22 protein-coding genes are annotated in these 25,858 nt (G+C 34.6%); 5 read left to right on the plus strand and 17 right to left on the minus strand.

Annotation, left to right across the window (positions count from 1 at the left end; translation table 11 throughout):
• Positions 1 to 7 precede the first annotated feature (7 nt).
• The 13 genes from H2O64_RS13130 to H2O64_RS13190 form a co-directional block, all read right to left on the minus strand.
• Positions 8 to 388, minus strand: coding sequence for a DUF2007 domain-containing protein (locus tag H2O64_RS13130; protein ID WP_187562659.1), 381 nt, complete (start codon positions 386 to 388; stop codon positions 8 to 10).
• A gap of 11 nt (positions 389 to 399) precedes the next feature.
• Positions 400 to 1,536: an aminotransferase class I/II-fold pyridoxal phosphate-dependent enzyme gene (locus H2O64_RS13135; protein ID WP_187562660.1), complete on the minus strand. Its 1,137-nt coding sequence runs from the start codon at positions 1,534 to 1,536 to the stop codon at positions 400 to 402.
• A gap of 92 nt (positions 1,537 to 1,628) precedes the next feature.
• The gene (locus H2O64_RS13140) at positions 1,629 to 2,261 is read right to left on the minus strand and encodes a SanA/YdcF family protein (RefSeq protein WP_187562661.1); all 633 of its coding nucleotides are present in this window, start codon (positions 2,259 to 2,261) and stop codon (positions 1,629 to 1,631) included.
• 50 nt (positions 2,262 to 2,311) lie between these two features.
• Positions 2,312 to 3,049, minus strand: coding sequence for an alpha/beta fold hydrolase (locus H2O64_RS13145; protein WP_187562662.1), 738 nt, complete (start codon positions 3,047 to 3,049; stop codon positions 2,312 to 2,314).
• Positions 3,050 to 3,118: 69 nt separating this feature from the next.
• Positions 3,119 to 3,895 carry a hypothetical protein gene (locus H2O64_RS13150; protein WP_187562663.1) on the minus strand — a complete coding sequence of 259 codons (777 nt, stop codon included), beginning with the start codon at positions 3,893 to 3,895 and terminating at the stop codon, positions 3,119 to 3,121.
• A 173-nt stretch (positions 3,896 to 4,068) separates the two neighbouring features.
• Positions 4,069 to 4,812 (minus strand): hypothetical protein, encoded by a 744-nt coding sequence (locus H2O64_RS13155; RefSeq protein WP_187562664.1) that lies wholly within the window; start codon positions 4,810 to 4,812, stop codon positions 4,069 to 4,071.
• A 107-nt stretch (positions 4,813 to 4,919) separates the two neighbouring features.
• Entirely contained in the window at positions 4,920 to 5,636 is a 717-nt protein-coding gene (locus H2O64_RS13160; RefSeq protein WP_187562665.1) for a hypothetical protein, read from the minus strand.
• 349 nt (positions 5,637 to 5,985) lie between these two features.
• Positions 5,986 to 6,279: a F0F1 ATP synthase subunit epsilon gene (locus H2O64_RS13165; RefSeq protein WP_187562666.1), complete on the minus strand. Its 294-nt coding sequence runs from the start codon at positions 6,277 to 6,279 to the stop codon at positions 5,986 to 5,988.
• An 80-nt stretch (positions 6,280 to 6,359) separates the two neighbouring features.
• Positions 6,360 to 7,868: a F0F1 ATP synthase subunit beta gene (atpD, locus tag H2O64_RS13170; RefSeq protein ID WP_187562667.1), complete on the minus strand. Its 1,509-nt coding sequence runs from the start codon at positions 7,866 to 7,868 to the stop codon at positions 6,360 to 6,362.
• A gap of 250 nt (positions 7,869 to 8,118) precedes the next feature.
• Positions 8,119 to 10,965 carry a TonB-dependent receptor gene (locus tag H2O64_RS13175; protein WP_187562668.1) on the minus strand — a complete coding sequence of 949 codons (2,847 nt, stop codon included), beginning with the start codon at positions 10,963 to 10,965 and terminating at the stop codon, positions 8,119 to 8,121.
• A gap of 80 nt (positions 10,966 to 11,045) precedes the next feature.
• On the minus strand, positions 11,046 to 12,893 hold the full coding sequence (gene glmS / locus H2O64_RS13180; protein ID WP_187562669.1) for a glutamine--fructose-6-phosphate transaminase (isomerizing): 1,848 nt from the start codon (positions 12,891 to 12,893) through the stop codon (positions 11,046 to 11,048).
• A gap of 23 nt (positions 12,894 to 12,916) precedes the next feature.
• Complete coding sequence (locus H2O64_RS13185) at positions 12,917 to 14,557, minus strand: DUF4270 domain-containing protein (protein WP_187562670.1); 1,641 nt, start codon at positions 14,555 to 14,557, stop codon at positions 12,917 to 12,919.
• A 10-nt stretch (positions 14,558 to 14,567) separates the two neighbouring features.
• Positions 14,568 to 15,383 carry a glycogen/starch synthase gene (locus H2O64_RS13190; RefSeq protein WP_187562671.1) on the minus strand — a complete coding sequence of 272 codons (816 nt, stop codon included), beginning with the start codon at positions 15,381 to 15,383 and terminating at the stop codon, positions 14,568 to 14,570.
• Positions 15,384 to 15,488: 105 nt separating this feature from the next.
• Here H2O64_RS13190 and panC point away from each other — a divergent pair, with 105 nt between their 5' ends.
• From panC to radA, 5 genes are read left to right on the plus strand one after another with little or no spacing between them, the layout of a single operon-like run.
• Positions 15,489 to 16,337, plus strand: a complete 849-nt coding sequence (gene panC, locus H2O64_RS13195; RefSeq protein WP_187562672.1) for a pantoate--beta-alanine ligase — start codon at positions 15,489 to 15,491, stop codon at positions 16,335 to 16,337.
• Between the two features lie 27 nt (positions 16,338 to 16,364).
• Complete coding sequence (gene panD, locus H2O64_RS13200) at positions 16,365 to 16,715, plus strand: aspartate 1-decarboxylase (RefSeq protein WP_187562673.1); 351 nt, start codon at positions 16,365 to 16,367, stop codon at positions 16,713 to 16,715.
• Complete coding sequence (locus tag H2O64_RS13205; RefSeq protein ID WP_215907163.1) at positions 16,716 to 17,672, plus strand: lysylphosphatidylglycerol synthase transmembrane domain-containing protein; 957 nt, start codon at positions 16,716 to 16,718, stop codon at positions 17,670 to 17,672.
• A 37-nt stretch (positions 17,673 to 17,709) separates the two neighbouring features.
• Positions 17,710 to 18,861 (plus strand): alpha/beta hydrolase, encoded by a 1,152-nt coding sequence (locus H2O64_RS13210; RefSeq protein ID WP_235982873.1) that lies wholly within the window; start codon positions 17,710 to 17,712, stop codon positions 18,859 to 18,861.
• 1 nt (position 18,862) lies between these two features.
• The gene (gene radA, locus H2O64_RS13215; RefSeq protein WP_187562674.1) at positions 18,863 to 20,221 is read left to right on the plus strand and encodes a DNA repair protein RadA; all 1,359 of its coding nucleotides are present in this window, start codon (positions 18,863 to 18,865) and stop codon (positions 20,219 to 20,221) included.
• A 297-nt stretch (positions 20,222 to 20,518) separates the two neighbouring features.
• Here radA and H2O64_RS13220 read toward each other — a convergent pair whose 3' ends face one another.
• The 4 genes from H2O64_RS13220 to H2O64_RS13235 form a co-directional block, all read right to left on the minus strand.
• On the minus strand, positions 20,519 to 21,553 hold the full coding sequence (locus H2O64_RS13220) for an aldo/keto reductase (protein WP_187562675.1): 1,035 nt from the start codon (positions 21,551 to 21,553) through the stop codon (positions 20,519 to 20,521).
• 121 nt (positions 21,554 to 21,674) lie between these two features.
• Positions 21,675 to 22,436, minus strand: coding sequence for an exodeoxyribonuclease III (locus tag H2O64_RS13225; protein WP_187562676.1), 762 nt, complete (start codon positions 22,434 to 22,436; stop codon positions 21,675 to 21,677).
• Positions 22,437 to 22,745: 309 nt separating this feature from the next.
• Entirely contained in the window at positions 22,746 to 24,551 is a 1,806-nt protein-coding gene (locus tag H2O64_RS13230) for a GNAT family N-acyltransferase (RefSeq protein WP_187562677.1), read from the minus strand.
• Positions 24,552 to 24,606: 55 nt separating this feature from the next.
• Positions 24,607 to 25,857, minus strand: a complete 1,251-nt coding sequence (locus H2O64_RS13235) for an aspartate kinase (protein ID WP_187562678.1) — start codon at positions 25,855 to 25,857, stop codon at positions 24,607 to 24,609.
• Position 25,858: the final 1 nt, after the last annotated feature.

The raw sequence follows: 25,858 nt of genomic DNA on the forward strand, positions 1-25,858 counted from the left end.
CTTCGGTTTACTTTTTAAAGATTTCGCCACAGTTTGAACAGATATATCGATTCGGTTCAAAGAATGGAAATAAGAGATATAGGATGCTTTTTTTAGACGGTGCAATTAAGATGCGCTCTCCTTCACATTTTGGACACGAAATTGGGTTTCCTCGTGGATCTGTTTCGTATTCACGCAATTCATTGTATAAAGCAATTGCCTGTTCTTTATCGTTGACGTGTACTTGTAATTTTACACCGCCAATTGCATGACTCACCATTGGATCAACGTCTACGGTGTATTCATCTTTTAGGAACACTTCAATTCCTTGCGACATAAATTTCCCTTTCATCACTTGTGCTTCCGCAGTATACTCAAAAGCTGCAATTGTAAAAAATTCGTTTTTCATTTTGATCTGTTTTAAACGACGAACATCGTCACTATTTTTAGTATTTCGTTGATTTCTTCTTGTGAATTGTACGCGTGTAAACAAATTCGCAACCGTTCTTTTCCTTCTGGAACCGTTGGTGATAGAATTGGTTTTACATCAAATCCTTTTTCTTGAAGCAGTTTCGCTGCTTTTTTTACTTCCGTATTTCCTGAAATGATAGAGCAATGAATTGCTGATTCACTTTTTATGAATGGTGTTTTTTTAGCTTTTTGATTGAAGTACGCAATATTTTCTTTTAAACTTTGTATTGCATCTGTTTCTAAGAGTTCTCCGTATGCCATTTTGATGGTGGCAATTGCATGCGGTGATAATCCTGTGGTATAAATAAAACTGCGCGCAAAGTTAATGAGGTACGTTCTTAAGTCTTCGCTTCCTAGAATTACAGCACCATGACAACCCAATGCTTTTCCAAACGTGTAGATTCTGGCAAATACTTCATTTTCTAGGTTTAATTCTTGTAATAAACCTGCTCCTTTGTCACCAAAAACACCAATTGCGTGCGCTTCATCTACAATTAAATAGACATTCGCATCGTTGCAAAATTGTATCAATGCTGGCAAATTAGGCGAATCTCCATCCATGGAAAATACAGATTCGGTCACAACATATATTTCTTGTGAATTGCTTCCCGACTGCTTTATTTTGTTCACTTTTTTTGCTAAATCGTCTAAATTATTATGATTGAATTTGTACGCTTTTGCATTGCTCATTCCAATTCCATCACGAATGGAAGCATGAATATATTCGTCATAAAATAGTACATCGCCACGTTGCGGAACCGAAGAGAAAAACCCGATGTTTGCGTCATATCCAGAATTGAATAGTAACGCTGCTTCGCTATTGTGAAACGCACAGATTTCAGCTTCTACTTCTTGATATAATTCGTGATTTCCCGATAATAATCGTGAACCTGTTGCACCGTTTAGTTCTAAATTTCTATCCGTAAGTAATTGATGTGTTTTGTTAAATATTGTAGTAGATTTTGCGAAGCCCAAATAATCATTCGAAGAAAAATCAACCCTTTTTGTTGCTATGGGAAGCGTTCGCAATACATTGTTTTGTATGCGATCTTGAATTTTTGCTTGAATTTTTTTGGGTATTTTCATAAATCAATCCATTTTGAATGGTTGCGACTTTTGCATTACAAAAATACTGATTATTCTACGGAAAGTGTGAAAGAAATTATTGAGATATGCGACTATTTTATGGCAATTTTTTCACCTAAGAATTTAGGTTGTTTTCCAACGACAAGATCTATACACATTGCCACGCGCGCAAGCATTTCTCGCACTTTTACTTTGAATCCGTTTCGTCCACCAACATTTTTTGCATTGAAACCAACTGCATTCATTCCTTTAGCATTTGCAATAGCAATGGCGCGTTCGTTGTGAAATTGCTGTGAAATGATGGTAATATTTTCTTGTTGAAATATTTCTTTGCTGCGTACTACGGAATCCAATGTGCGAAAACCTGCATAGTCTAAAATGATTTTATTTTCAGGAATTCCAGCTGCCATTAAATCTTCTTTAAACGTTGTAGGTTCGTCATAACTTTTGCTTCCATTGTCGCCACTGACAAGTATATATTGTATTTTTCCTGCTTTGTAAAGTTGTACTGCTGCGTTGATTCTGTATCTGTAAAATAGATTGACCCTACCATTTTGAAGATATTTTCCAGTTCCAAGCAGTAATCCAACTTTGTTTGACGGAATTTCAGCGGTTTTGTTGAATGTTTTCCCTTTTGCATTTAGTTCTACATATCCGTTACACGCTATGATTCCTAAGATGATAATTACAAATATCCATCCAATACGTTTCAACCATTTTTTCATGCTTGTATAGATATTATTGTTTGAAAATTATGCATTAGTTTATTGAAGATTTAATTTTGATTGTGAAGTTTTAGAAATTCTAGAATTTTAGTGATCGTTTCTCGCTGTTGTGCTTCTCTTGAAATTCCTGCTTTGTTATCGCCTAATTGATGTCCGTAGTAACCAAATTGAGAATGATTTCCACCTTTAATTTCATGATATGTTGTATGATTGGGAAGTTTTGATTTGTTAGCAATGATTTTATCTTTTGAAGCAATTCCGTCAGATTCACCATAAATTTTCAAGATATTTAATTTTCTATCAGACAGATCAAAATCTCTTGGATGTGTTGTTCCGAGTAAAATTAAGTGATCAATTGTTTGCGGATTTTCATGCACAAATTGAGCCGCCATTTTTCCTCCTTGCGAGTGTCCGATGAGTGTATGATTTACATCATTTTCTAGCAGCTTATCTTCTTTGATTTTAGTATATCCGCTGGTTGCCATCCGAAAAGGCATTTTTACAATGATTGTTTTGTAATTGTGTGTTGCTAATCCTTCACAAAGCGGCGCATACGCCAACGGATCAACCAATGCGCCTGGAAAGAAAAAAATAGTCCCTTTAGATGGTTTTTTTGGATCAAAGACAATGTAATCATCAGAAATATTGACTGTTAGCACATTATTACTTTCTACTATTGAATCGTCAAAACCTTGTGCACGAAATGAATTATACATCCAAATAAAGAATATAACTCCAGCGATAATCCAAAGTATTCCAACTATTTTCGTGACTTTTTTTATTCGCATCTTATTATTTTTATAATGTAAAAACCCTTCCAAAATGAAAGGGCTTTACGGTTTTATGTTTGTTATTTTTTAAATCGTATTCATGTATTGAATTAACTTTTTCAAGCTTTTTTCTTTGTGTAATTTGATTCGATTGTCCTTGATGAAAGCACTAATTAATTCTGCTTTGTCTGGAAACAGCGCTAAAAATTCTTTTTTCTTTCTTGGAATTTTAATTGCCAGTCCATCGTGTTCCATTTCCATGTAGAATTCACATTTCATATCTTTGAATTCCATAGTTATTGAAGACGCAGAGTTTCCGTACGTAGACTTATCTTTACTTACTAGTTTTTTACACTCTTTTTTGTATAATGAAATGTTATCATCATCTTCAAGATTTATGTAATATCCTAAATCATTTTCTTTTTCACTGTCAACTTTTTCTAAAACTCTGTAGGTAACGTTGTTTGAATGCTGATTGATTTCGTAATTCTTCTTTTTAGAAATTATCAACATTTCGTCAGATTCTCCACCTTTTACTTCCATTTCGTCAGTTAAGGCATTGTAACGCACAAGATATACTTTGTCAACCTGTACAATTTTCGCTGTTGCAAATGATTGTTGCATGTACGGAGTTCCCATGGTATTTGGTCCATACACAACTGATTGGTTTCTTACAATCACTGAATTTAGCGAGTTATCGAAATTCATTGAAGCCATCACAGAAGCTCTTACAGCACCTGGAGGCGGCTTAGTTCCGTAACTTCCGCCGGCACATTGGGCGAATCCTTCTAGACTGATTAACAAACAAAATACCAATAGGTATTGTAGTTTTCTTGCGGTGGTTTTGATGTGTTTTGTTTTCATAATATCACTTTTTTTGGTTTTAATGTTTCATCAAGTTACGAAAAAATGCGAGCGAACGAAATTATTTTAATTGTTTTTGAAAAAATAAAAAGTTGATTTTGTTGATATTACGGTATAAAAAAAGCACCAAACTAGGTTTGATGCTTTTCAATATTTTAAAAAGTTATGTTCGTTTAAAGTGAATTAACATAGTTGATTAATTTTTTTAAACCGTCTTCTTCTGTGACGTTTATTTTGTTTTGCTTAATGAATTTTTTTATTAATTTTTCTTTTCCTGGAAATAGATTAGCGACTCCTCTTCTTGTTTTTGGAACTTTGATAGCGTTACCATTTTCTTTTACTTCCACATAAAATTCACTTTTTGCATCTTGAAATTCTGTGATTATCTTTGGTGCTGGTGTCATATAAGGCACTTTTTCTAGTGCTATTACTAACTCTTTAGCATCTTTTTTATAGAGCGAAACATTACTGTTTTCCAATAAGACTGTGAAATAACTATGTTTTTCCTTTTTATCACTGTTATCGGTATCTAAAATTTTGTATTCAAGATTATCAGCAGTAAATAAAACTCTACGCTTTTGAAGATTTTTATTGACACATACAATTTCATCATTGTATTTTACTTCCATTTCGTCTAAATACGCATTGTAGCGAGCTTTAAGCAAAACTTCTGACCCTGAAACTTTCGCATCTTTGAATTCTTGCTCGTGAAATTGTGAGCCATCAGCAATTTCAAGAATGTTTTTACCTCCGTTAGCATATCCTAACGGACCAACAGGATTGTAATTTGGAATTAGAAATGATACTTGTGAAGGAGCATGATTGGCTGTTACATTTGCTGTTTCTTGTGAAAAAGCAGTAGTTGTAAATAACATCACAAATGCACATACGCAGCTTGTTTTTAGTAATGATCTCATAGTAGATGGTTTTAATAGTTAATGGTTTAATTATAATGTATTATTATCCCACAAAAACCTTACCGTTTTATCGTTTTACACGATCTTTTTTTAACTAAATCAATCCTTTAGAGCGAGTTAACGTAATTAATCAGATTGATTAGGTCTTTTTCTTTTGTAACTTTTATTTTGTTTTCCTTGATGAATTTTTCAACCAAATCTTCTTTTCCCGCAAATAATTTGATGACTGCTTTTTTCTTTTTTGGAATTTTGATAGCGTCTCCACTTCCTTTCAATTCTATGTAGAATTCACTTTTTTGCTTTTTGAATTTTGCAGAACTCGCGTTTAAATTTCCACCATATGCAGCTTTTTTTACTTCCACGAATTTTTTTCTATCTTTTCTATATAACGCCACGTTTGTTCCTTCGGTAAGCTGTACATAATACCCAAATTTATCTTTTTTACTATCAGCGTATTCTAGAATTTTATAGGTAAGATTTCCTTTATTTTGCTTGATGATGTAGTTTTTATTGTTCTTGTTCATGATTAAAGTATCATTACTTTGAATCACTTCCATATCATCTAACGCCGCATTGTAACGAACAAAAAATACTTTATTTAGCGGAGCTATATTTGCTGAGTTAAATTCCTCATCGTAATAAGGTGTTCCTTCAACATTAGCTCTTAAGATAGCCGAAAAGTTTTTTTGCATTTGTGATTCTAATGTCAAGTCACTGTGAAGCATTGATGCTTGTGCTGCTTGCCTTCCAGATTGGGAAAATCCTGCTGAACTAACCAATACGACAGCGCAAGTCGCAATTAGTTGTTTAATAGATAGTTTCATAACTTTTAAGTTTTGTGTGAATTTACGAATTGAACATCGTTTGTTCCAAATAATTTGTTATTTTTTAACTAAACATCAAATACCAGTCCAATTTAGTATTATACCATTTTCACCTTAAAATTACTCACAAAAACTTGGGATTTTTCCTTTATTCTTCAAGATAAAATTTAATCGTAGCTACTGCTATTCTTGTATATTCTTTCTTATCTTAAAAAATAACTGCCTTTTTATTGAGTAATTTTAAAGCAAAACTGGTATTACGAGAGAATTCTCCTGTTAGGGCATAAAAAAAAGCATCAAACTGATTAAGGTTTGATGCTTTTATATATTTAGTTTTTGCGATTTATAGTTAATCTGCAAGCACTATTACTTTGTTATCTTTCATTTCAATAGTTCCAGAATTGATTTGTAACGTTAATACTTTATCGTCATCATTGTGAGGAACTATCTCCGCATGCAATTCATCAAATACTAAGTGTGATTGCGTATGTGTATGAATTTTTACCAAACCTTCTTTTAATAAAGATACGATAGGTGCGTGATTGTTTAACAGTTGAAACTCACCATTGATTCCTGGTACAGTTACAGAATCTACTTCTGAACTAAACAATGTCGCTTCTGGTGATACAATTTCTAAATACATATCTCTCTTTTAGTTATGAATTATGAGTTGTGAGTTATGAGTTTCAATTTTGAACTCTAAACTCTGAACTCTAAACTTGATTAAGCCTCAGCTAACATTTTCTCTCCAGATTCGATAGCTTCTTCAATTGTTCCTTTTAAGTTAAAAGCAGCTTCTGGTAAGTGATCTAATTCTCCATCCATAATCATGTTGAATCCTTTGATTGTTTCCTTAATGTCTACTAATACACCTTTAAGACCTGTAAATTGCTCTGCTACGTGGAAAGGCTGTGATAAGAAACGTTGTACACGTCTTGCTCTACCAACTGCCATTTTATCTTCTTCAGATAATTCTTCCATTCCTAAGATGGCAATAATATCTTGTAATTCTTTGTAACGTTGTAATAACTCTTTTACACGTTGTGCACAATCGTAATGCTCATCACCTAAAATATCTGCTGTTAGAATTCTAGAAGTAGAATCTAATGGGTCTACCGCTGGATAGATACCAAGTTCTGCAATTTTACGAGATAATACTGTTGTTGCATCTAAATGCGCAAACGTTGTTGCTGGTGCTGGATCCGTTAAATCATCCGCAGGTACGTATACCGCTTGTACAGATGTAATTGATCCTTTCTTTGTTGATGTAATACGTTCCTGCATTGCTCCCATTTCGGTTGCTAATGTAGGTTGGTATCCTACCGCTGATGGCATACGTCCAAGAAGTGCTGATACTTCAGAACCTGCTTGTGTAAAACGGAAGATGTTATCTACGAAGAAAAGTACATCTTTTCCTTGTCCGTCTCCTGCTCCATCACGGAAATATTCTGCAATTGTTAATCCTGATAATGCTACACGAGCACGAGCACCAGGAGGCTCATTCATTTGTCCGAAAACGAACGTCGCTTTAGACTCTTTCATGACGTTTTTATCTACTTTAGATAAATCCCATCCACCTTCTTCCATTGAGTGCATAAAATCATCACCATACTTGATAATTCCTGATTCTAACATCTCACGTAAAAGGTCATTTCCTTCACGCGTTCTTTCTCCTACTCCTGCGAATACTGAAAGTCCACCGTGTCCTTTTGCGATATTATTAATTAACTCCTGAATTAATACTGTTTTACCTACTCCGGCTCCACCAAATAATCCAATTTTACCTCCTTTTGCGTACGGCTCAATTAAATCAATTACTTTAATTCCTGTAAATAAAACTTCTGTAGAAGTTGATAAGTCTTCAAATTTTGGTGCTTGTCTGTGGATTGATAAACCGTCATCGCCAGTTTTTGGCAATTCTCCTAATCCGTCAATAGCATCTCCAATAACGTTAAATAATCGACCGTATACATCGTCGCCAATAGGCATTTTTATTGGATTCCCAGTAGTAGCAACGTCTGTTCCTCTACTTAGACCATCTGTTGAATCCATAGAAATTGTACGAACTGTATTCTCACCAATGTGTGATTGTACTTCTAGTACTAATTTTGTACCATCAGCTTTCGCTATTTCTAATGAATCGTAAATTCTTGGAAGTTCGTTCCCAGCGCTGAATTCTACATCAACAACAGGACCTATAATTTGTGCAACTTTACCTGTAACTTTTGACATTACTTAAGTGTTTAATGTTTAGGTTATTAAATACTGAAAAACGGTTTTCTTTTTTTATGCTAAAACTTCACCATTTTTCGCGGTGCAAAGATATATTTTATTAATTAAAATAAGTAGTCTTTTGTTATGATTTTTAAGAATTATATGAAAACCTCAGCATCAATAGCTATTCGCCTGTACGATGAAATCTTTGAACATAAAAAAAGCGTGCAAATTTGCACGCTTTTTTTGGTTTAATATGTTTTTGTTTTTATTGACCGATAACCCAAGAGATATAATATTGAGAACCAATTGTTCCTACTCCTGGCGCACTTACATACTCATGACCTAATATGTTTGCCGCTCCTAGTTTGAACGTTGATTTTTTATATCTGTAGTTTATTTGTAAATCAACTAATGAACGTGCAGTAACCATTCCGTCTGCAAATGTTGATTCCCAAAGGAATGAATCGTTCCATCTCCAGTTTACATTGAAACCAAAGTTGTTAAAAAGATTTCTGTTTCCAAAAGACGCTTTTACTTTATGCTCTGGCGTATTGAAGTTTGTTTCAAAATCTGGATCACTAGCTTGATCGAAGTCAAGTTTCGCATACGTATAGTTTATACCGAAATCGAAATCTCCAAATACTTTGGTATTTACACCAATTGCAACTCCATAAGAATTGATATCTGCATTAGAGTTAGAGTATAGTTGGAAAGGCGTAAAATCACCATTTGCTGCTGCAATTAGCGCGTTTGGTGTTGGCGCTCCACCTACTGGTGTTAAATCCGTGATATCTGAAAAATCTACATTACCGTAGTTTGGTACAATAACCGTTCTGTTCGCAATGAAGTCTTTGTATGCATTATAGTATGCACTTACATCTACTGAAATGTTGTCAAATACAATTCCACGATATCCAACTTCAAAAGCAGATACTTGTTCTGGCTTTACAAACTCAACACTAGCTTGTTGTAACAATCCTGGATTTGGTGCTCCTGCTGCTGCACTTGCTCCAAATGCTTGGAATGAAGATAATGTATATGAGTTGTTGTATGCGTCATTTCCTGAAAGTGTTACTACTCTATCCAAACCAAATGCTTCTAATCCTGCTGGGAAGTTGTTTGTGATTGGTCGCGTTGTGTAACGATCTAAGTTATCAGGTGCCGATCCTACTAAGATTGCATTTCCAACATCTAAACCAATGTATTGATCTTGTGTTGTTGGGTTACGGAATCCTGTTTGGAAAGAAGCTCTGAAATTGTGTCTTTTATCTTCATCTGGAGAGAATACTAATGATAATCTTGGAGAAACGTTTCCATCAAAGTTTTGTGCTTTGTCATAACGAACAGATCCTGTGAATTTCATTTTGTCTTCCATGAACTTTTTCTGCACTTGTACATACGCTCCATATTCATCGTATTTAATTGGTCCGTCATAATCTGTAAAGATGGTTCCTTCCGAATTTAATACATATTGACGGTAAGATCCACCAACTTGAACGTCTGCAAAATCAATTAAGTGAGAGAAGTTATAGTTTACATCAGAGTGATATAGTTTTGTATTGTCGATGAATTTTGCTCCTGTAAGCAAATCTCCATCAGCAGTTACGGTGTTTAATGCAGATCTGAAAGCTGGTGTTCCAGGTACTAAACGACCTGTATCTGCTAAACCTCTAGCAAATGCATGTGCTACCGTTGGATCTCCCGGCGTTACTCCTGGAATTGCTCCTGTGATTGCTCCTAAGTATCCTGTAGCATATTCAGTAAACCATTGCTGATCTGATTTCCATCTTCTGTTTACGTTGATTGCTGCAAAACGCGTATCATACGAATCCCCTGCTTTTTCAGCAGTTACGTATCCTCTGATAAAGAAGTTCTTGTTACGAATTTCTAATTTGTGTTGCTGCATAAAGAAATTCTTAATAGAATATCTGTTAGCACCTTGATAGATAGTGTTTCCTCTACCAATTTTAGAGTTCCATATTATTGTGAAATCATTTGCAAACGGCTTGTAATGCAATGCTAGATCAGCTTTTACACTTTCCGCATCATAGTCCATTAAGTCACGTTCTTCGTATCCTGTTCTTGAGATTGCAGAAGAACCAAATGTTCCTGCTGGAGCACCTGATAATGCATCAAAATTTAATGTTGTTGAAACCTCATCTCCGTAAATGTTTAATCCATTGTAGTTTGGATCACTAACTCTATCTCCAGTTAATGCATCTCCTGTAGAAGCGTCATAGTTTGTATAGTCTGTTGCAAACCATTCTGTACCACTTAAGAAAGAGAAAGATGCTTTTATTGCTAATTTATCGTTGAAAGCATGTGCTGCTCTTATTCCGACATCAATAAAGTTATTATCTCCTGCGTTTTCAGAAGAAGTCATTCCTGTTTTTGCATAGAAACTAATTCCTTGCTTTTTGAAAGGATCTTTGCTTCGCATAAACATGATTCCGTTGAATGCGTTTGCTCCGTATAATGCTGAAGATGCTCCTGGAAGTAATTCTACCGTTGATACATCTAGTTCAGACATTCCTAATAAGTTTCCTAGAGCAAAGTTTAATGCTGGTGATGAATTATCCATTCCATCTACCAATTGCATGAATCGAGTGTTTGCAAAGGTTGCAAAACCTCTTGTGTTGATAGATTTGAATGTTAAACTGTTTGTGTTTACATCAACTCCTTTTAAGTTTTCTAATGCATCATAGTACGTGGGCGCAGATGAGTTTTTGATCGCTCTAGCGTCCATTCGCTCTATCGTTACAGGGGATTCCCGAATTCTTTCAGGTGTTCTAGAAGCCGATAATACAATTTCGTCTAGCTCTGTTCCTTCTTTTAAGGTAATTGTAACATCTTCGTTGTCTTTAGTGATGTCAACTGTTGCAGAATCAAATCCAATGCTACTTGCTTGAATTTTAAAGGGTGGTTGTTGATTTACTTTTAGTTTGAAATTACCATCAAAGTCAGTAATCGTTCCTGTAGAAGATCCAACTACGATAATATTCACGCCTGGAATGGGATTGTTACTGCCATCAACAACTTTTCCGCTAACATTGGTTTGTGCAAATAGTCCGGCACAAACCAACATAGCTAAGATTGATAGATATGCTCTCATAAGTCTTTTGGTTTAGTTATTATGAGAACAATATACACTTTTTTGAGATATCTCTAAAAAAAGCGTTACTATTTTATATATTATTCTACTGTTACCGATTTTGCCAGGTTTCTTGGCTGATCTACATTGCAATCACGCATTACCGCTATATAATACGACAATAATTGTAGTGGAATGGTTGTTAATAAGGGAGTTAACAGCTCTAATGTTTCAGGAATTTCAATGACATAATCCGCAATTTTCTTGATGCTTTTATCACCTTGCATTACCACAGCAATGATTTTTCCTTTTCTAGATTTTATTTCTTGAATGTTACTTACTACTTTTTCGTAGTGTCCTTTACGAGTTGCAATGACAACAACAGGCATTTGCTCATCAATTAATGCAATAGGTCCGTGCTTCATTTCGGCTGCCGGATATCCTTCTGCATGAATGTATGAAATCTCTTTTAATTTTAATGCACCTTCTAATGCTACTGGGAAGTTGTAACCTCTTCCTAAGTATAAGAAGTTTGTCGCATCTTTATAGATATCTGCAATTGTTTTTACATGATTCGCAGATTCTAAAGTTTTTTCAACTTTAGCTGGAATTGCGTCCATTTCAGATAAATACTGATGAAATTCTGATTTAGAAATCGTTCCTTTTTTCTGCGCTAATTTTAAAGCAATCAACGTTAATACCGTAATTTGCGTTGTAAATGCTTTTGTTGAAGCCACTCCAATTTCTGGACCAGCGTGCGTATATGCACCAGCATCAGTTTCTCTAGAAATTGACGAACCTACCACATTACAAACTCCAAATACAAATGCTCCTTTACTTTTAGCCAATTTTATAGCTGCCATAGTATCTGCCGTTTCACCTGATTGTGAAATTGCTATAACTACATCATTTTCAGTAATTATTGGGTTTCTATATCTAAACTCAGAAGCGTATTCAACCTCAACAGGAATTCTTGTTAAGTTTTCAAACACATATTCAGCTACCAACCCTGCATGCCATGATGTTCCACAGGCTACAATTAAAATTCTGTTTGCGTTTACAAATTTTTCAATATTATCATCAACTCCAGCCATTCTAATGATGCCTTCGTTAGCTAACATTCTTCCTCTAAACGTGTCCAAAATTGCTCTTGGCTGCTCATATATTTCTTTTAGCATAAAGTGATCGTAACCACCTTTTTCAATCTGCTCTAAGTTTAATTGTAATTCTTGAACGTACGGATCCACTAAAGAATCATCTTTAATTTTACGAACTTTTACTTTTTTACCTCTGCGTACAATTGCCATTTCTTCATCTTCAAGATAAATAGCATTGTTTGTATATTCAATAAAAGGAGACGCATCAGAAGCAATGAAAAATTCATCTTCTCCAACTCCAATTACTAACGGACTTCCTAAACGTGCCACTACAATTTCGTCTGGTTTCTTTTGGTCAAAAACAGCTATTGCATAGGCTCCAACAACTTGGTTTAAGGCAATCTGAACTGCTTTTCCAAGTTTTACATCTTCGTTTTTCTTTACGTCTTCAATCAAGTTTACCAACACTTCAGTATCTGTATCTGAATGAAATACGTATCCTCTGTTAATTAATTCTTGCTTTAACGGCTCATAGTTTTCAATAATTCCGTTATGAATAATTACTAATTCACCAGAATTAGAATAATGTGGATGAGAGTTTACATCATTTGGCTCTCCATGTGTAGCCCAACGTGTATGCCCAATTGCCAAAGTTCCGTCAACTGAGATTTCATCTTTAATTCGATTTTCTAAATCGACAACTTTTCCTTTGGTTTTGGATAGTTTGATGTTTTTACCATCGTATATAGCAACTCCTGCGCTGTCATACCCTCTATACTCAAGTCTTTTTAAACCTTTTAATACGACAGGATATGCTTCTCTGTGACCTATATAACCTACGATTCCGCACATAATTTTTTTCTTAATTAATGATATTAATTGCTTTCTGGGATTGAATAGAATATTTCAAGCTTCAGTCGTTTGTCTTCTGGAGAAGCTGGTGTACTTCCATGCAATACAGTACCAAATGGATTCATGATTGAAACCGTTGGAACAAAATCAAATTCTGAACCAGTTGTTTCCACTTGTCCACTTGAAATAATGCGGATATCAGAAGAAGAAACTAATCCAAGTTTAACGTTGGTTGAATCTCTTCGGATCACATTATTAATATGTTCTGTTATTCGAATCTTGTATTGAGTTGCATTTCCTGCATCATCGCGTTCTAAGATTCCTCCATGAACAGCTTTCGACAAAGAAGGTGATGAAGCATTTACTGTTTGATCAACAAGATAATCTTGCAATGGAATTGCATCATCTAAATTATATAAGTAAATACGTTGTGGATCTTGAGCAGTTTCTACTTGTAAAGTATTATTTACGTAAAATACTAAATTTGCATCGTTGATAATCCAACCGTTTTCTCTAATTTCTTCTAATTGATCTGCAACGCCATTTGCATCAGTATCTGGTCCAAAAAGTTCAATTATAGACATTGAACCTTCGCCTCCTTTTACAAATAAGTTGTCTTCGTTTGCAGTAACATCTTGCCCAAAAGTGGGCGTTGAAAATGTATTTACAATGTTTGAAGAAGATAAGCTTAAAGCAAATGATGCTTTTGTAGGGACTGCTTCATCGTCTGCAGGATCTGTATTTCCTTGTGTTTCTGTTTTTTGATATACGTAATCAATTTCGATGTTTGCATTTTGAAAATCTAACAACATTAATGCTTGTGCATTTTCTGCAGTTATATGCAAACCTCTGAATAAATCTTCTGCTCTAAATACATTATTGTTTGAAAGTTTAATACTTCCTTCGTTATCAATAATTCGTTGTTGAAAGAAAGCTGCATCTAAAGGCACGCGAATTCTTGGTGACAACGTTTCTTCTATTACTGCTATACCTTCGTCATCAAATACTGTTTCACCATTTGCATCAACTTCTATAACCTCAATTTCTTCTTGGTTAATTACGTAAGCAGTATCTTCAAATAATGTTATTCCAACTGAAGTTGAATAATCTTCATCTGAGAAATATGCTTGCGGGTTTCCGTCAGCATCAATATTCCTTAAGTAATACGTAAGTTCTTGTATACGTAGTGTAAAAGGAGCATCTGTATCTCCATATAATGAATCTACTGCTACTTCAATTTCATTATCATCGTTAAGGCTTCGCGTACTAAAAAATGGAATATTTAACCATACTTCAGTCACCGTTTCATCTTCTTCGAAATCTGTTAAGTCAGCATCTTCTTCCGCTTGACTTAAGTCTCCGAATTCAGGATCTTCCGTTCCTGTTACTAAACTTGCTTGTACTGTAAGGCTTGAAAATGTTGTTCCGAATACTGGATCAGCATTCGTTCCTAATTGATACACTGGCAATCCATTTGTTTGTACTGGATTCAATCGTTTATTGTAAGCCTGAATCATTGTTTCTGAAAATAAGTCAGTTGAAAAATTATTATTTTCAATAATTTCACCACCAACTGTACTAAAATCGTCATCACAAGCAACAAAGCCTAATACCATTAAAAGTATTGCTGAGGCACCTGCGAGTGTCTTCTTAAATCTGTTCATAAGTAATCTGTTAACCTAAATTTAAAACTTTTGTATTGTAAAAATCTGTGTATGCATCAGCAAATTCTTCACTGTTTTTATATTCAAGAACGGGTTTTTCAAGACCGGTGAGATATTCTCGAACATCAGTAGGAATTTCCTCAGATGCAATTACTACGGCATCCGAATGATCCACAGCAACTTTTAGAAGGTTAGAGTAGTTTGGTTCAGCTAATATTTCCACATTGCCATCTCCAATATTATCAAATTTGATTTTGTTTAGCATTTCTTTATCTAAAGTTCCTTCAAATTCTTGTTTATATACAGATGTAACTATTTTACTATCTGTAAACAATGGTTCGTCTTTGTAATACTTTCTCAAGTATAAAGGTAATAATGATGCCATCCAACCATGAACATGGATGATATCTGGTGCCCAATTAAGCTTCTTAACAGTTTCTATAACGCCTTTTGCAAAGAAAATTGCACGTTCGTCATTATCAGGAAATAAATTCCCTTCTTCATCTGTAAATGTAGCTTTGCGCTTAAAGTATTCTTCGTTGTCAATAAAGTATACTTGTATTCTTTCTTTTGGAATGGAGGCAACTTTAATAATCAATGGCATATCCATATCATTAATAACTAAGTTCATTCCTGACAAACGAATTACTTCATGTAATTGATGTCTTCGTTCATTGATATTTCCAAAACGTGGCATAAATATCCTAATTTGCCCACCTTTACTGTTTACCATTTTTGGTGCTTCAAACGACATTGATGAAATTTCAGTTTCTGGTAAATAGGGAACAACCTCAGATGAAACGTATAAGACTCTTTTATTATTCATAAAAATACTTTTGCTTTATAATTCAGCGTAAAACATGCAAAATTACAAAAATTATGCAGATTAACAGTAATATATTATGTTTGCAAGCTGTTAATTTTTTCTAAAATGACTATATTCTATACTCAAAATACACTGAAAGCTTTTGTAGAAGCTCAAAAAAGCGAACGTAAAACTATCGGTTTTGTACCTACTATGGGCGCATTACACAAAGGACACTTATCACTTGTAAGGAACGCTATGACTGACAATGATATTGTATTCGTTAGTGTTTTTGTAAATCCAACTCAGTTTGACAACACTTCAGATTTAGAGAAATATCCTCGAACTTTAGATACAGATGTTGCACTCCTAAAAACTTTAGGAAAAAATGTGTTTGTATACGCTCCAAGTGTCGAAGATATCTATAATTCTGACATAAATGCCGAAAAATTTAGTTTTGATGGACTCGAATTTGAGATGGAAGGGAAATTTAGAACAGGTCATTTTGACGGTGTTGGAACCATCGTAAAACGTCTTTTTGAAATTGTTACGCCCGATAATGCGTATTTTGGCGAAAAGGATTTTCAGCAATTAATGATTATAAAAAAACTAGCTTCTAAGTACAAATTACCCGTAAATGTGATTGGTTGTGAAATATTTCGAGAAACTTCTGGTTTAGCTATGAGTTCTCGAAATCAACGCTTGTCCGATCATGCAAAAAAAGAAAGTGCATTTATTTATAAAACACTTTTAGAGGCAAAGAAAAAATTTGGCACAAAAAGTGCATTACACGTTAAAGAATGGGTTCAGAAACAGTTCAGTAAACATCCACTACTTACCCTAGAATATGTTGAAATTGCAAACATCAAAAACTTGAAAACAGTCAAACGAAAATCCAAAAACGAGACATATCGTGTGTTCATTGCTGCTTTTATCGAAAACATTCGACTAATTGACAACATAGCATTGAATTAAAAACTTTAAAATCATTAACTTTGCCACATGCAAATACACGTAGTAAAATCTAAAATTCATAGAGTAAAAGTCACAGGAGCTGACTTAAACTATATTGGAAGCATCACTATTGATGAAGACCTTATGGATGCTGCAAACATTATTCAAGGAGAAAAGGTTCAAATTGTAAACAACAATAATGGCGAACGCCTTGAAACGTATGCAATTCCAGGACCAAGAGGAAGCGGAGAAATTACCCTAAACGGAGCAGCAGCACGTAAAGTTGCTAAAGGAGATGTACTCATCCTAATTACATACGGGATAATGAACATTGAGGAAGCAAAAAAATTTAAACCCGCATTAGTTTTCCCTAACGAAGCAGATAATACACTCACATAATTGAAAATATCCGTATCAAAAACACTTAAAATCATACTCCCACTTTTTTTGGGAGTATTTTTAGTTTGGTACTCTTTATCTAAAACACCTTTAGACGAACTCATTAATCATTTTAAGAAAGCTAATTACTATTGGATTGCACTTGGTGTTTTCTTAGGGATATTAAGTCATTTATCCAGAGCCTATCGCTGGCAATACATGCTAGAACCTATGGGCTTTAAACCAAAGTACCCTAATAGTATTATGGCGGTCTTTATAGCGTATTTAGCCAATTTAGGAATTCCACGATCTGGCGAAGCATTGCGCGCACTAACGTTGACAAACTATGAAGGTGTTCCTTTTGAAAAAGGATTTGGAACCATTGTTGCCGAACGTGTTGCTGATCTTATTGTGATGGTATTTGTAATAGCAGCTACACTTTTCATTCAATTTGATTTCATCTGGAATTTGCTCGTAAAAAATTTCAATCCAACAAAAATCATCCTCTTATTAGCCCTTATGCTTATTGGTGGAATTGGATTGATTATTTTCATCAAAAAAGCAAAAAAGGGTATTCCGTTAAAAATCAAAAATTTCATTTTAGGAATTTATGAAGGCGCCACAAGCATTTTAAAGATGAAAAACAAATGGGGTTTTATCTTTCACACACTTTTTATATGGGCAATGTATCTTTTAATGTTCTATGTAACGATTCTTTCTGTAGAAGATTTATACGGTAAAGTTCCTGCGGGCGCCATCTTAATTGGGTTTATCGCTGGAAGCTTTAGTGTTGCCGCTACCAATGGCGGAATTGGCTTATATCCAATTGCCGTTGCTGGAGCATTTTCACTATTTGGTTTAGCTAAAGTTCCAAGTGAAGCATTTGGCTGGATTATGTGGTCATCGCAAACCTTAATGATCATAATTCTAGGTGGATTATCCTTTCTTTATTTACCTATTTTTAATAGCAAAAAATAATCTTTAACTTGCTCCTCTAAACTAACCTATCTTCATCATGAAAAAGTATGTCATGTTACTTGCTGCATTTATGTGTTTCACCATCACAAATGCACAAACCAAAATTGAAAAATTAGCCTCAAAAAAACTAAATGAAACACGTGACATTCAATTGTACATTCCGGAAGGATATTCAGACGAAAAAGTATATCCAATTATTGTCGTATTAGACGCGAATTACCTGTTTGAAAGTGTGGTAGCAAACACACGTTATTATAGTTATTGGGACGAAATGCCCGAATGTATTGTCGTTGGAATTAACCAATACGAAGTCGAAGATCGCGAAAAAGATTGTATGTACGACGATGACAACGGATTGCCAAAAGATAAAGGAACACAATTTTTTGAGTTTATTGGAATGGAACTGATTCCGTTTGTAGAGAAAAACTACAATACCGCAAACTTTAAAATGATTGTCGGACACGATTTAACAGCAAATTTTGCAAATTATTACCTATTCAAGCAAGTACCATTATTTGATGCATACATTAACTTAAGCCCCTATTTTGCGCCAAAAATGGAAGAACGTATTGCAACACGTTTGACAGAGTTTGAAACAAAAAAATTCTATTATTTGGCGACTGCTGAAGAAGATACTAAAAAAGCTGCACAAAGAATCAGAGCTTTAAACACTTCGCTAAGCGCTATAAAAAACGAAAACATTTTCTACTATTACGACGATTTCACAGAAGCAAATCACAATTCATTAGCAGTGCAAGCAATTCCAAGAGCAATGAGTCAAATATTCTCAATGTATCGCCCAATCAGCGTCAAAGAATACAAAGAGAAAATTTCAACCTTAAGTACTTCACCTTATTTATATTTGGCAGATAAATACGAAACCATCAAAAATCTTTTTGGTTTTGAAAAACGCGTTTCTGTCAATGACTTTATGGCAATTTATTCTGCTGTTCGCAAACAAAAAACTACTACAGAAGATTTAAAGTTATTAGCAAAACTTGCTAAAAAGGAATATCCCGACACCGCATTATTTCACTTCTTTATGGGAGAGTTTCACGAAAAAAATGGCGATGCAAAAAAAGCATTGCGCATGTACCAAAATGGATTTAGCATGAATGCAATCGATTTTATCACTAAAGATTTAATGCTTGACAAAGCAGCTAAAATAAAACAAGACTTCGGTTGGTAATATGGCAAAAGTAAAAACAACTTTTTTCTGTCAAAACTGTGGAACGCAGTTCGCTAAATGGCAAGGACAATGTACTTCTTGTAAACAGTGGAATACCATTGTGGAAGAAGTAATTCAAAAAGAAGTAAAAGCCAATTGGCAGAGCAAAGAAAAAACCGTTTCTAGAGTTTCAAAACCTACGCTGATTCATGAAATAAGTTCTGCAACAGAAAAACGCATGCCTACTTCCGATCAAGAATTGGACAGAGTGTTAGGTGGCGGAATTGTTCCTGGATCGTTAATTCTTTTAGGTGGCGAACCTGGTATTGGAAAAAGTACTTTATTACTCCAAATTTCGTTAAAATTACCGTATAAAACTTTGTATGTTTCTGGTGAAGAAAGTCAGAAGCAAATTAAAATGCGCGCGGAACGCATCAGTCAAAAAAACTCCAATTGTTTTGTATTGACCGAAACAAAAACGCAAAATATTTTCAAGCAAATTGCAGAAATTGAACCAGATATTGTCATTATTGATTCGATTCAAACCTTGCATTCTGATTATATTGAATCGTCTGCGGGAAGCATTTCTCAAATTAGAGAATGCACAACCGAACTCATCAAATTTGCCAAAGAAAGCGGTACGCCAGTTTTATTAATTGGTCATATTACGAAAGATGGAAATATTGCGGGTCCAAAAATTTTGGAACACATGGTAGATACGGTTTTACAGTTTGAAGGCGATCGCAATCATGTATATCGAATTCTTCGTTCACTAAAAAACCGTTTTGGTTCTACGTCCGAACTTGGAATTTATGAAATGCTGTCTGATGGCTTACGCGAAGTACACAATCCGTCAGAAATTTTGATTTCTAAAAATGAAGATGAACTCAGCGGAACTGCCATTGCAGCTACTCTGGAAGGCGCACGACCATTAATGATAGAAATTCAAGCACTGGTCAGCACCGCAGTTTACGGAACACCACAACGAAGTTCTACAGGATATAATGCCAAACGTTTGAATATGTTATTGGCAGTTTTAGAAAAAAGAGCTGGTTTTAAATTAGCAGCAAAAGATGTCTTTTTAAATATTACTGGTGGAATTAGTATTGATGATACCGCGATTGATTTAGCCGTAGTTGCTGCAATTTTATCGAGCAATGAAGATGAAGAAATTTCCAAAGCAAATTGCTTTGCGGCAGAAATTGGACTCGCAGGAGAAATTCGCCCTGTAAGCAGAATTGATCAACGGATTTTAGAAGCTGAAAAGTTAGGTTTTAAAACGTTTTTTGCTTCAAAACACAATAAAATATCATTAAAAAACACCAACATAAAGATTATTCTAATTTCAAGAATTGAAGATTTAGTTTCGCATTTATTTTAAATAAAGAACTTATAATTAAACACTTACAACACAATAATTAATACGATTGTATAGTTTATGTATTGTAAGATTACCTAAAAAACCAAGAAAAGGGAATCTGATTTTAAAATCAGTTCCCTTTTTTTATTTCTATCGTTATACATTTGAAACGTCTTTGCAAAAGTTTTGTTTACACTGAGCGAAGTCGAAGTGAAAAAATTTGTGAAAATCAGCTCATTGAATAAACAGATTACTTCTAACAGCGACAGCGGTCTAAATTCCAAAAACAAAGCGAGTCTAAGAGCAAAGCGATCTCATTTACGGTGCCGGGTTTGGAATACTACCGTGAATCGCGTTAATTTCATCCAAAACTTCTTGCGATAAATCGAGATCGATGCTTGCAATATTTTCTTTGAGTTGTTGCATTTTACTAGCTCCAATAATGTTTCCGGTTACAAATGGTTGCTGATTGATAAACGCCAATGCCATTTGCGCCAAACTCAAACCGTGCTTTTCAGCAACCGCAGCATATCTTTCTGTGGCTTCGGTTGCTTCTTTTCCGCTGTAACGCGCAAATCGTGGAAATAAGGTTAATCGTCCATCAGGAGGCAGTTTTCCACCTAAGTATTTTCCCGAAAGGACACCAAAACCAAGAGGAGAATAGGCAAGTAAACCAATTTCTTCACGCATGGCAACTTCTGCCAAACTCGTTTCAAAACTTCTACACAATAATGAATATGCATTTTGAATCGTAATCATTCTTGGCAATCCTTTTTTAGATTCTTCTAAATAGCGCATAGTTCCCCAAGGCGTTTCATTAGAGATTCCAACTTGGCGAATTTTCCCTTCTTTGATCATTCCATCTAACGCATGTAGACTTTCGTTGAAATTATCTTCCCAAGGATCATTTGGATTGTGTTTATAATCACGTGCTCCGAAGAAATTTGCTTCACGTTCTGGCCAATGCAATTGGTATAAATCTATATAATCGGTTTGCAAACGTTTTAAACTATTTTCTACCGCATCTTTGATAGCTTCTGGCTTGAAACCATTCGTTCTAATGTGCGCTGTATAATCACCTGGACCTGCAATTTTAGATGCCAATACAATGTTGTCTCGATTTCCTGTTTTTTTGAACCAAGTTCCAATAATACGTTCTGTTTCCGCGTACGTTTCTGCGGTTGCTGGCACTGGATATAATTCGGCAGTATCAAAAAAGTTAACACCTTGCTCATAAGCATAATCCATTTGTTCATGACCTTCGGCTTCCGTGTTTTGGTTTCCCCACGTCATGGTTCCTAAACAAATTTTGCTAACTTTTATGTCTGTTTTTGGTAGTGTTGTGTATTTCATTTTGTTTTAAATAATTGTTTGTGAGATGCTGCATCAAGTTCAGCATGACGTAGAAATAGATTCCTGCCAAAGTTTATCTTGACAAAAAGATAGATTCCTGCCTTCGCAGGAATGAAAAAAACTATACTTCTACCTCAACTAAAATAGGACAATGATCCGAGTGTTTGGCTTCTGGTAAAATTGTCGCTCTGGTAATGTTTTCTTTTAATGGTTCGCTGACCATATTGTAATCTATGCGCCAACCTTTGTTGTTGTTTCGGGCGTTTGCACGGTAACTCCACCAACTGTAATGGTGTGGTTCTTTGTTGAGATGACGGAATGAATCGATGAATCCGCTATCAATGAAACTTCCAATCCATGCGCGTTCTTCTGGCAAGAACCCGGAAACACCTTTCATTTTTGGATTGTGAATGTCAATTTCTTCATGACAGATATTGTAATCGCCACAAACTACCAAATATGGCAATTCCTTGCGTAATTCTGTTAAGTATTCCTTGATTTCGTCCATGTACTGGAACTTAAAATTCAAACGATCATCATTGGTTCCAGAAGGCAAATACATACTCATCACAGAAATATTTTCAAAATCGACACGCAAGTTGCGGCCTTCAAAATCCATAGTTTCAATTCCTGTTCCGTACACGATATTTTTTGGCTCTTCTTTACACAGAATAGCAACGCCACTGTATCCTTTTTTTTGTGCACTGTACCAATAGTTGTATTTGTAACCTGCTTCTTCAAAAACGGCTAAATCTAGCTGTTCTTTTTGTGCTTTTGTTTCTTGCAGACAAATTACATCTGGATTTGCTTGTTGTAGCCATTCTAGGAATCCTTTTTTGATCGCTGCACGAATTCCGTTTACGTTGTATGATATTATTCGCATGTATTTTATTTTACTTGAAAAATGGCATGTATTCTACATTAAGATGAAAAAATACTTAGCAACTTTCAATATAATTACTTTATTTTAATTTTCTATTTCTTTGCTCGCCCAAAGAAAAGAAACAAAAGAAATTGCGCTTTTCCAGAGGTGTTTTTAGTTTTTCTTTTGGAAAAACTAAAACCGCATGAATTTTTCTAAATTTTCTCCAAGGCTTCAAAAATTTTTAACGAAAAATCCCTACTACACTGCGGAAAAGAAACTTGAACCTTTTAATTTAAATAAGAACCTAAATTAAACGAAGTTAATGTATCACTCTTCTTCGTTATCAGTTAATCTTCGCTCTAATTCTGCTTGAAATTCTTCCATAACAGGTTTTACAGTACTTTCTGGAAGATCAGCAATTCGAATGTACATCAATCCATCAACCGCATTATTGAATAGCGGATCAACATTGAAAGCAATTACTTTTGCGTTTTGTTTTACGTACTTTTTAATAAGCACAGGTAAACGCAAATGTCCTGGTTCGAGTTCATCAATAATTCTATCAAACTTTACCAAATCGGCAGCAGTTTCATCAAAAATGAAGTCTTTGTCAGCATCTTTCAACTTGACTTTAAATTCTTTTTTCGGATGAATGTATTGTGCAATGTATGGATCGTAATAGTGCGATTTCATGAACTCAATCATGAGTGATTTAGAAAAATTTGAAAACTGATTGCTGATACTCACGCCACCAATTAAGTATTTGTGTTCTGGATGGCGCAAGGTTGTATGTACAATTCCTTTCCACAATAAGAATAATGGCATTGGTTTTTGCTGATATTCTTTGATGATGAAAGCTCTTCCCATTTCAATGGATTCGCTCATCATTTTGTGTAATTCTGGCTCAAAGCGAAATAAATCTTGCAAATAGAAACCGTCTATTCCGTATTTTGCATAAATCTGACTTCCTAAGCCCATTCTGTATGCGCCTGCCAATTGTTTTGCTTCACTATCCCACAAAAACATGTGATGATAATAATAATCGAATTTATCTAAATCAATTGCTTTGTTGGTTCCTTCTCCGATTTCTCGGAATGTAATTTCACGAAGTCTTCCAATTTCGCGCAATACATTTGGAATTTCAGAAGCTTCCGCTAGAAAAACCTGATAGTTTTTACTCGTCAATAAGTGATGATTTTTTGACAAACCTTCTACTTCTTCCTGAATAACTTGCGCAGAAACTGGTGTGACAATATCTTTTGGTTGTTTCGGAATTTTTAATGAATTTGGCACTTTACTCAAAAGATTTTCCTTTTCATACGTGTTGGATAACATATATGTTTTTTTACGTAAAAATTCTGTAAAATCCTCTAAGCTTTTGTGTTCATCTTGTGCTTTTACGGAAATTGGCTTTCCTATTCGCACTTTAATCACTCTATTTTTTTGTGTCAATACTTCAGACGGTAATTTTGCCGTTCGGAAGGTGTCACTGATTCTTGAAAGTCTATAGAAAATACGACTATTTTTTGCGTGAAAGTAAATTGGAACAACAGGAACTTTTGCTTTTTTTACGAGCTTCATTGCTGATTCTTCCCAAGGCTTATCAACAATTAAACGTCCATCTTTATAGGTTGAAACTTCTCCTGCTGGAAAAATACCTAATGGTTTTCCTTCACGCAAATGCATGATGGATTGTTTGAAACCTGCTATACTTGATTTTGCATCTTTGCGATCTTCAAAAGGATTTACAGGCATGATGTATGACTTTATCGGATCAATTCGTTGCAATAGAAAATTTGCAATAATTTTATAATCTGATCGCTGCTCTAGCATTAATTTTAATAACAGAACTCCATCAATTCCTCCTAGCGGATGATTGGAAATAGTTACATACGCGCCGTCTTTAGGAAGACGCTTTAAATCTTCCTCTGGAATTTCAAATTTAATCTGAAACTCATCTAATAATGCATTTAGAAACTCTACATCTTTAAGATGCTTATGTTTATCGTAAACTTTATTTATATTGGATATGCGCAATACTTTCATCAGAATCCAACCAATAAAGGTTCCAATAAAGCCGTACTTGTCTAATTTAATCGCTTTTGCAACTTCTTTAGCAGTTACCAATCCCATATATTTATTTTAAGGCGAATTACAAATATAGGAAAACAACCCCAATTTATTTTATTTATTTCACAACTAACTGAATGGTTTGTTGTGCACGTTGTTCCAATAGAATTTCTTTTTCTTTTTGTAATCCTTCAATTGCTGATTCTGTAAAGTGTCGTATGGTGTATAAAGACACATCTTTATTGTATGTTACCTTGAATTTTGAGCGTAAGATATTGAGTAATTTGTCAAGATTATCAAACTTATTATCTACACACACTGAAAAACTAATTGCTGAGTTTTGAATAACGTCAACTTTCATTTTACAATCGTGTAATAGTTTGAAAATTTCACTGATATTTTCTTCTACAATGAATGAAAAATCTAAGGAAGAAAGTGAAATTAATACTTGATTTTTTTTTACGATAAAACATGGAATGTTTGGTGTAATTCCCATGCCTTTTGTCACAGCAGTTCCATCTCCTTTTGGGTTTAAAAACGATTTTACAAACAATGGAATTTCCTTGCGCTGTAATGGTTGTAGTGTTTTTGGGTGAATCACAGAAGCGCCATAAAATGCAAGTTCAATAGCTTCTCGATACGAAATTTTGTGTAATAATTGTGCATTTTCAAAATAACGCGGATCGGCATTTAAAACACCCGGAACATCTTTCCATATTGTAACACTTCCTGCGTTTAAGCAATAGGCGAAAATGGCTGCTGTATAATCGGAACCTTCTCTACCTAATGTTGTGGTAAAATTATTTGGATCACTTCCAATAAATCCTTGTGTAATATTGAGTTTGCTTGTATTTACATTTAGTTTGATGTTTTGCTGCGTCACTTCCCAATTTACTTTCGCATCACGATAACTTGTATCCGTTTTGATGAGTTCGCGAACATCTAGCCAAGTAGTCTCAATGGAAATACTGTTTAGATACGCACTGATAATTTTCGTAGAAATTAATTCCCCAAACGACACTAATTGATCGTACACATAGTCATAATCTGGCGATTTGTTTCTCCCCAAAAAACCTTGCATTTCTTCAAATAATTTTTTTATGTCATTATAAATTTGATGCTGCTCATTTGGAAATAATTCCAGCAGAATTTCGTTGTGATATTTGACAATTTCTTGAACAGAAGCTTGCAATTCATTACTTTCATCAAAATAGTTTTTAATGACAACTTCTATGGCATTTGTTGTTTTTCCCATCGCAGAAACAACAATTAGTGTAGTATCGTACCCAACTTCTTGCAATACTTTTACAAGGTTTTTTACACCATTTGCGTCTTTTACAGATGCGCCACCAAATTTGAATATTTTCATT

Origin of the sequence: Kordia aestuariivivens (genome assembly GCF_014397005.1) — a bacterium.
GTDB classification, from domain to species: domain Bacteria; phylum Bacteroidota; class Bacteroidia; order Flavobacteriales; family Flavobacteriaceae; genus Kordia; species Kordia aestuariivivens.

Bases quoted from the DNA above. Each gene is read 5' to 3' on its own strand.
- H2O64_RS13130 (WP_187562659.1), bottom strand. From the start codon at position 388: ATGAAAAACGAATTTTTTACAATTGCAGCTTTTGAGTATACTGCGGAA.
- H2O64_RS13135 (WP_187562660.1), bottom strand. From the start codon at position 1,536: ATGAAAATACCCAAAAAAATTCAAGCAAAAATTCAAGATCGCATACAA.
- H2O64_RS13140 (WP_187562661.1), bottom strand. From the start codon at position 2,261: ATGAAAAAATGGTTGAAACGTATTGGATGGATATTTGTAATTATCATC.
- H2O64_RS13145 (WP_187562662.1), bottom strand. From the start codon at position 3,049: ATGCGAATAAAAAAAGTCACGAAAATAGTTGGAATACTTTGGATTATC.
- H2O64_RS13150 (WP_187562663.1), bottom strand. From the start codon at position 3,895: ATGAAAACAAAACACATCAAAACCACCGCAAGAAAACTACAATACCTA.
- H2O64_RS13155 (WP_187562664.1), bottom strand. From the start codon at position 4,812: ATGAGATCATTACTAAAAACAAGCTGCGTATGTGCATTTGTGATGTTA.
- H2O64_RS13160 (WP_187562665.1), bottom strand. From the start codon at position 5,636: ATGAAACTATCTATTAAACAACTAATTGCGACTTGCGCTGTCGTATTG.
- H2O64_RS13165 (WP_187562666.1), bottom strand. From the start codon at position 6,279: ATGTATTTAGAAATTGTATCACCAGAAGCGACATTGTTTAGTTCAGAA.
- atpD (WP_187562667.1), bottom strand. From the start codon at position 7,868: ATGTCAAAAGTTACAGGTAAAGTTGCACAAATTATAGGTCCTGTTGTT.
- H2O64_RS13175 (WP_187562668.1), bottom strand. From the start codon at position 10,965: ATGAGAGCATATCTATCAATCTTAGCTATGTTGGTTTGTGCCGGACTA.
- glmS (WP_187562669.1), bottom strand. From the start codon at position 12,893: ATGTGCGGAATCGTAGGTTATATAGGTCACAGAGAAGCATATCCTGTC.
- H2O64_RS13185 (WP_187562670.1), bottom strand. From the start codon at position 14,557: ATGAACAGATTTAAGAAGACACTCGCAGGTGCCTCAGCAATACTTTTA.
- H2O64_RS13190 (WP_187562671.1), bottom strand. From the start codon at position 15,383: ATGAATAATAAAAGAGTCTTATACGTTTCATCTGAGGTTGTTCCCTAT.
- panC (WP_187562672.1), top strand. From the start codon at position 15,489: ATGACTATATTCTATACTCAAAATACACTGAAAGCTTTTGTAGAAGCT.
- panD (WP_187562673.1), top strand. From the start codon at position 16,365: ATGCAAATACACGTAGTAAAATCTAAAATTCATAGAGTAAAAGTCACA.
- H2O64_RS13210 (WP_235982873.1), top strand. From the start codon at position 17,710: ATGAAAAAGTATGTCATGTTACTTGCTGCATTTATGTGTTTCACCATC.
- radA (WP_187562674.1), top strand. From the start codon at position 18,863: ATGGCAAAAGTAAAAACAACTTTTTTCTGTCAAAACTGTGGAACGCAG.
- H2O64_RS13220 (WP_187562675.1), bottom strand. From the start codon at position 21,553: ATGAAATACACAACACTACCAAAAACAGACATAAAAGTTAGCAAAATT.
- H2O64_RS13225 (WP_187562676.1), bottom strand. From the start codon at position 22,436: ATGCGAATAATATCATACAACGTAAACGGAATTCGTGCAGCGATCAAA.
- H2O64_RS13230 (WP_187562677.1), bottom strand. From the start codon at position 24,551: ATGGGATTGGTAACTGCTAAAGAAGTTGCAAAAGCGATTAAATTAGAC.
- H2O64_RS13235 (WP_187562678.1), bottom strand. From the start codon at position 25,857: ATGAAAATATTCAAATTTGGTGGCGCATCTGTAAAAGACGCAAATGGT.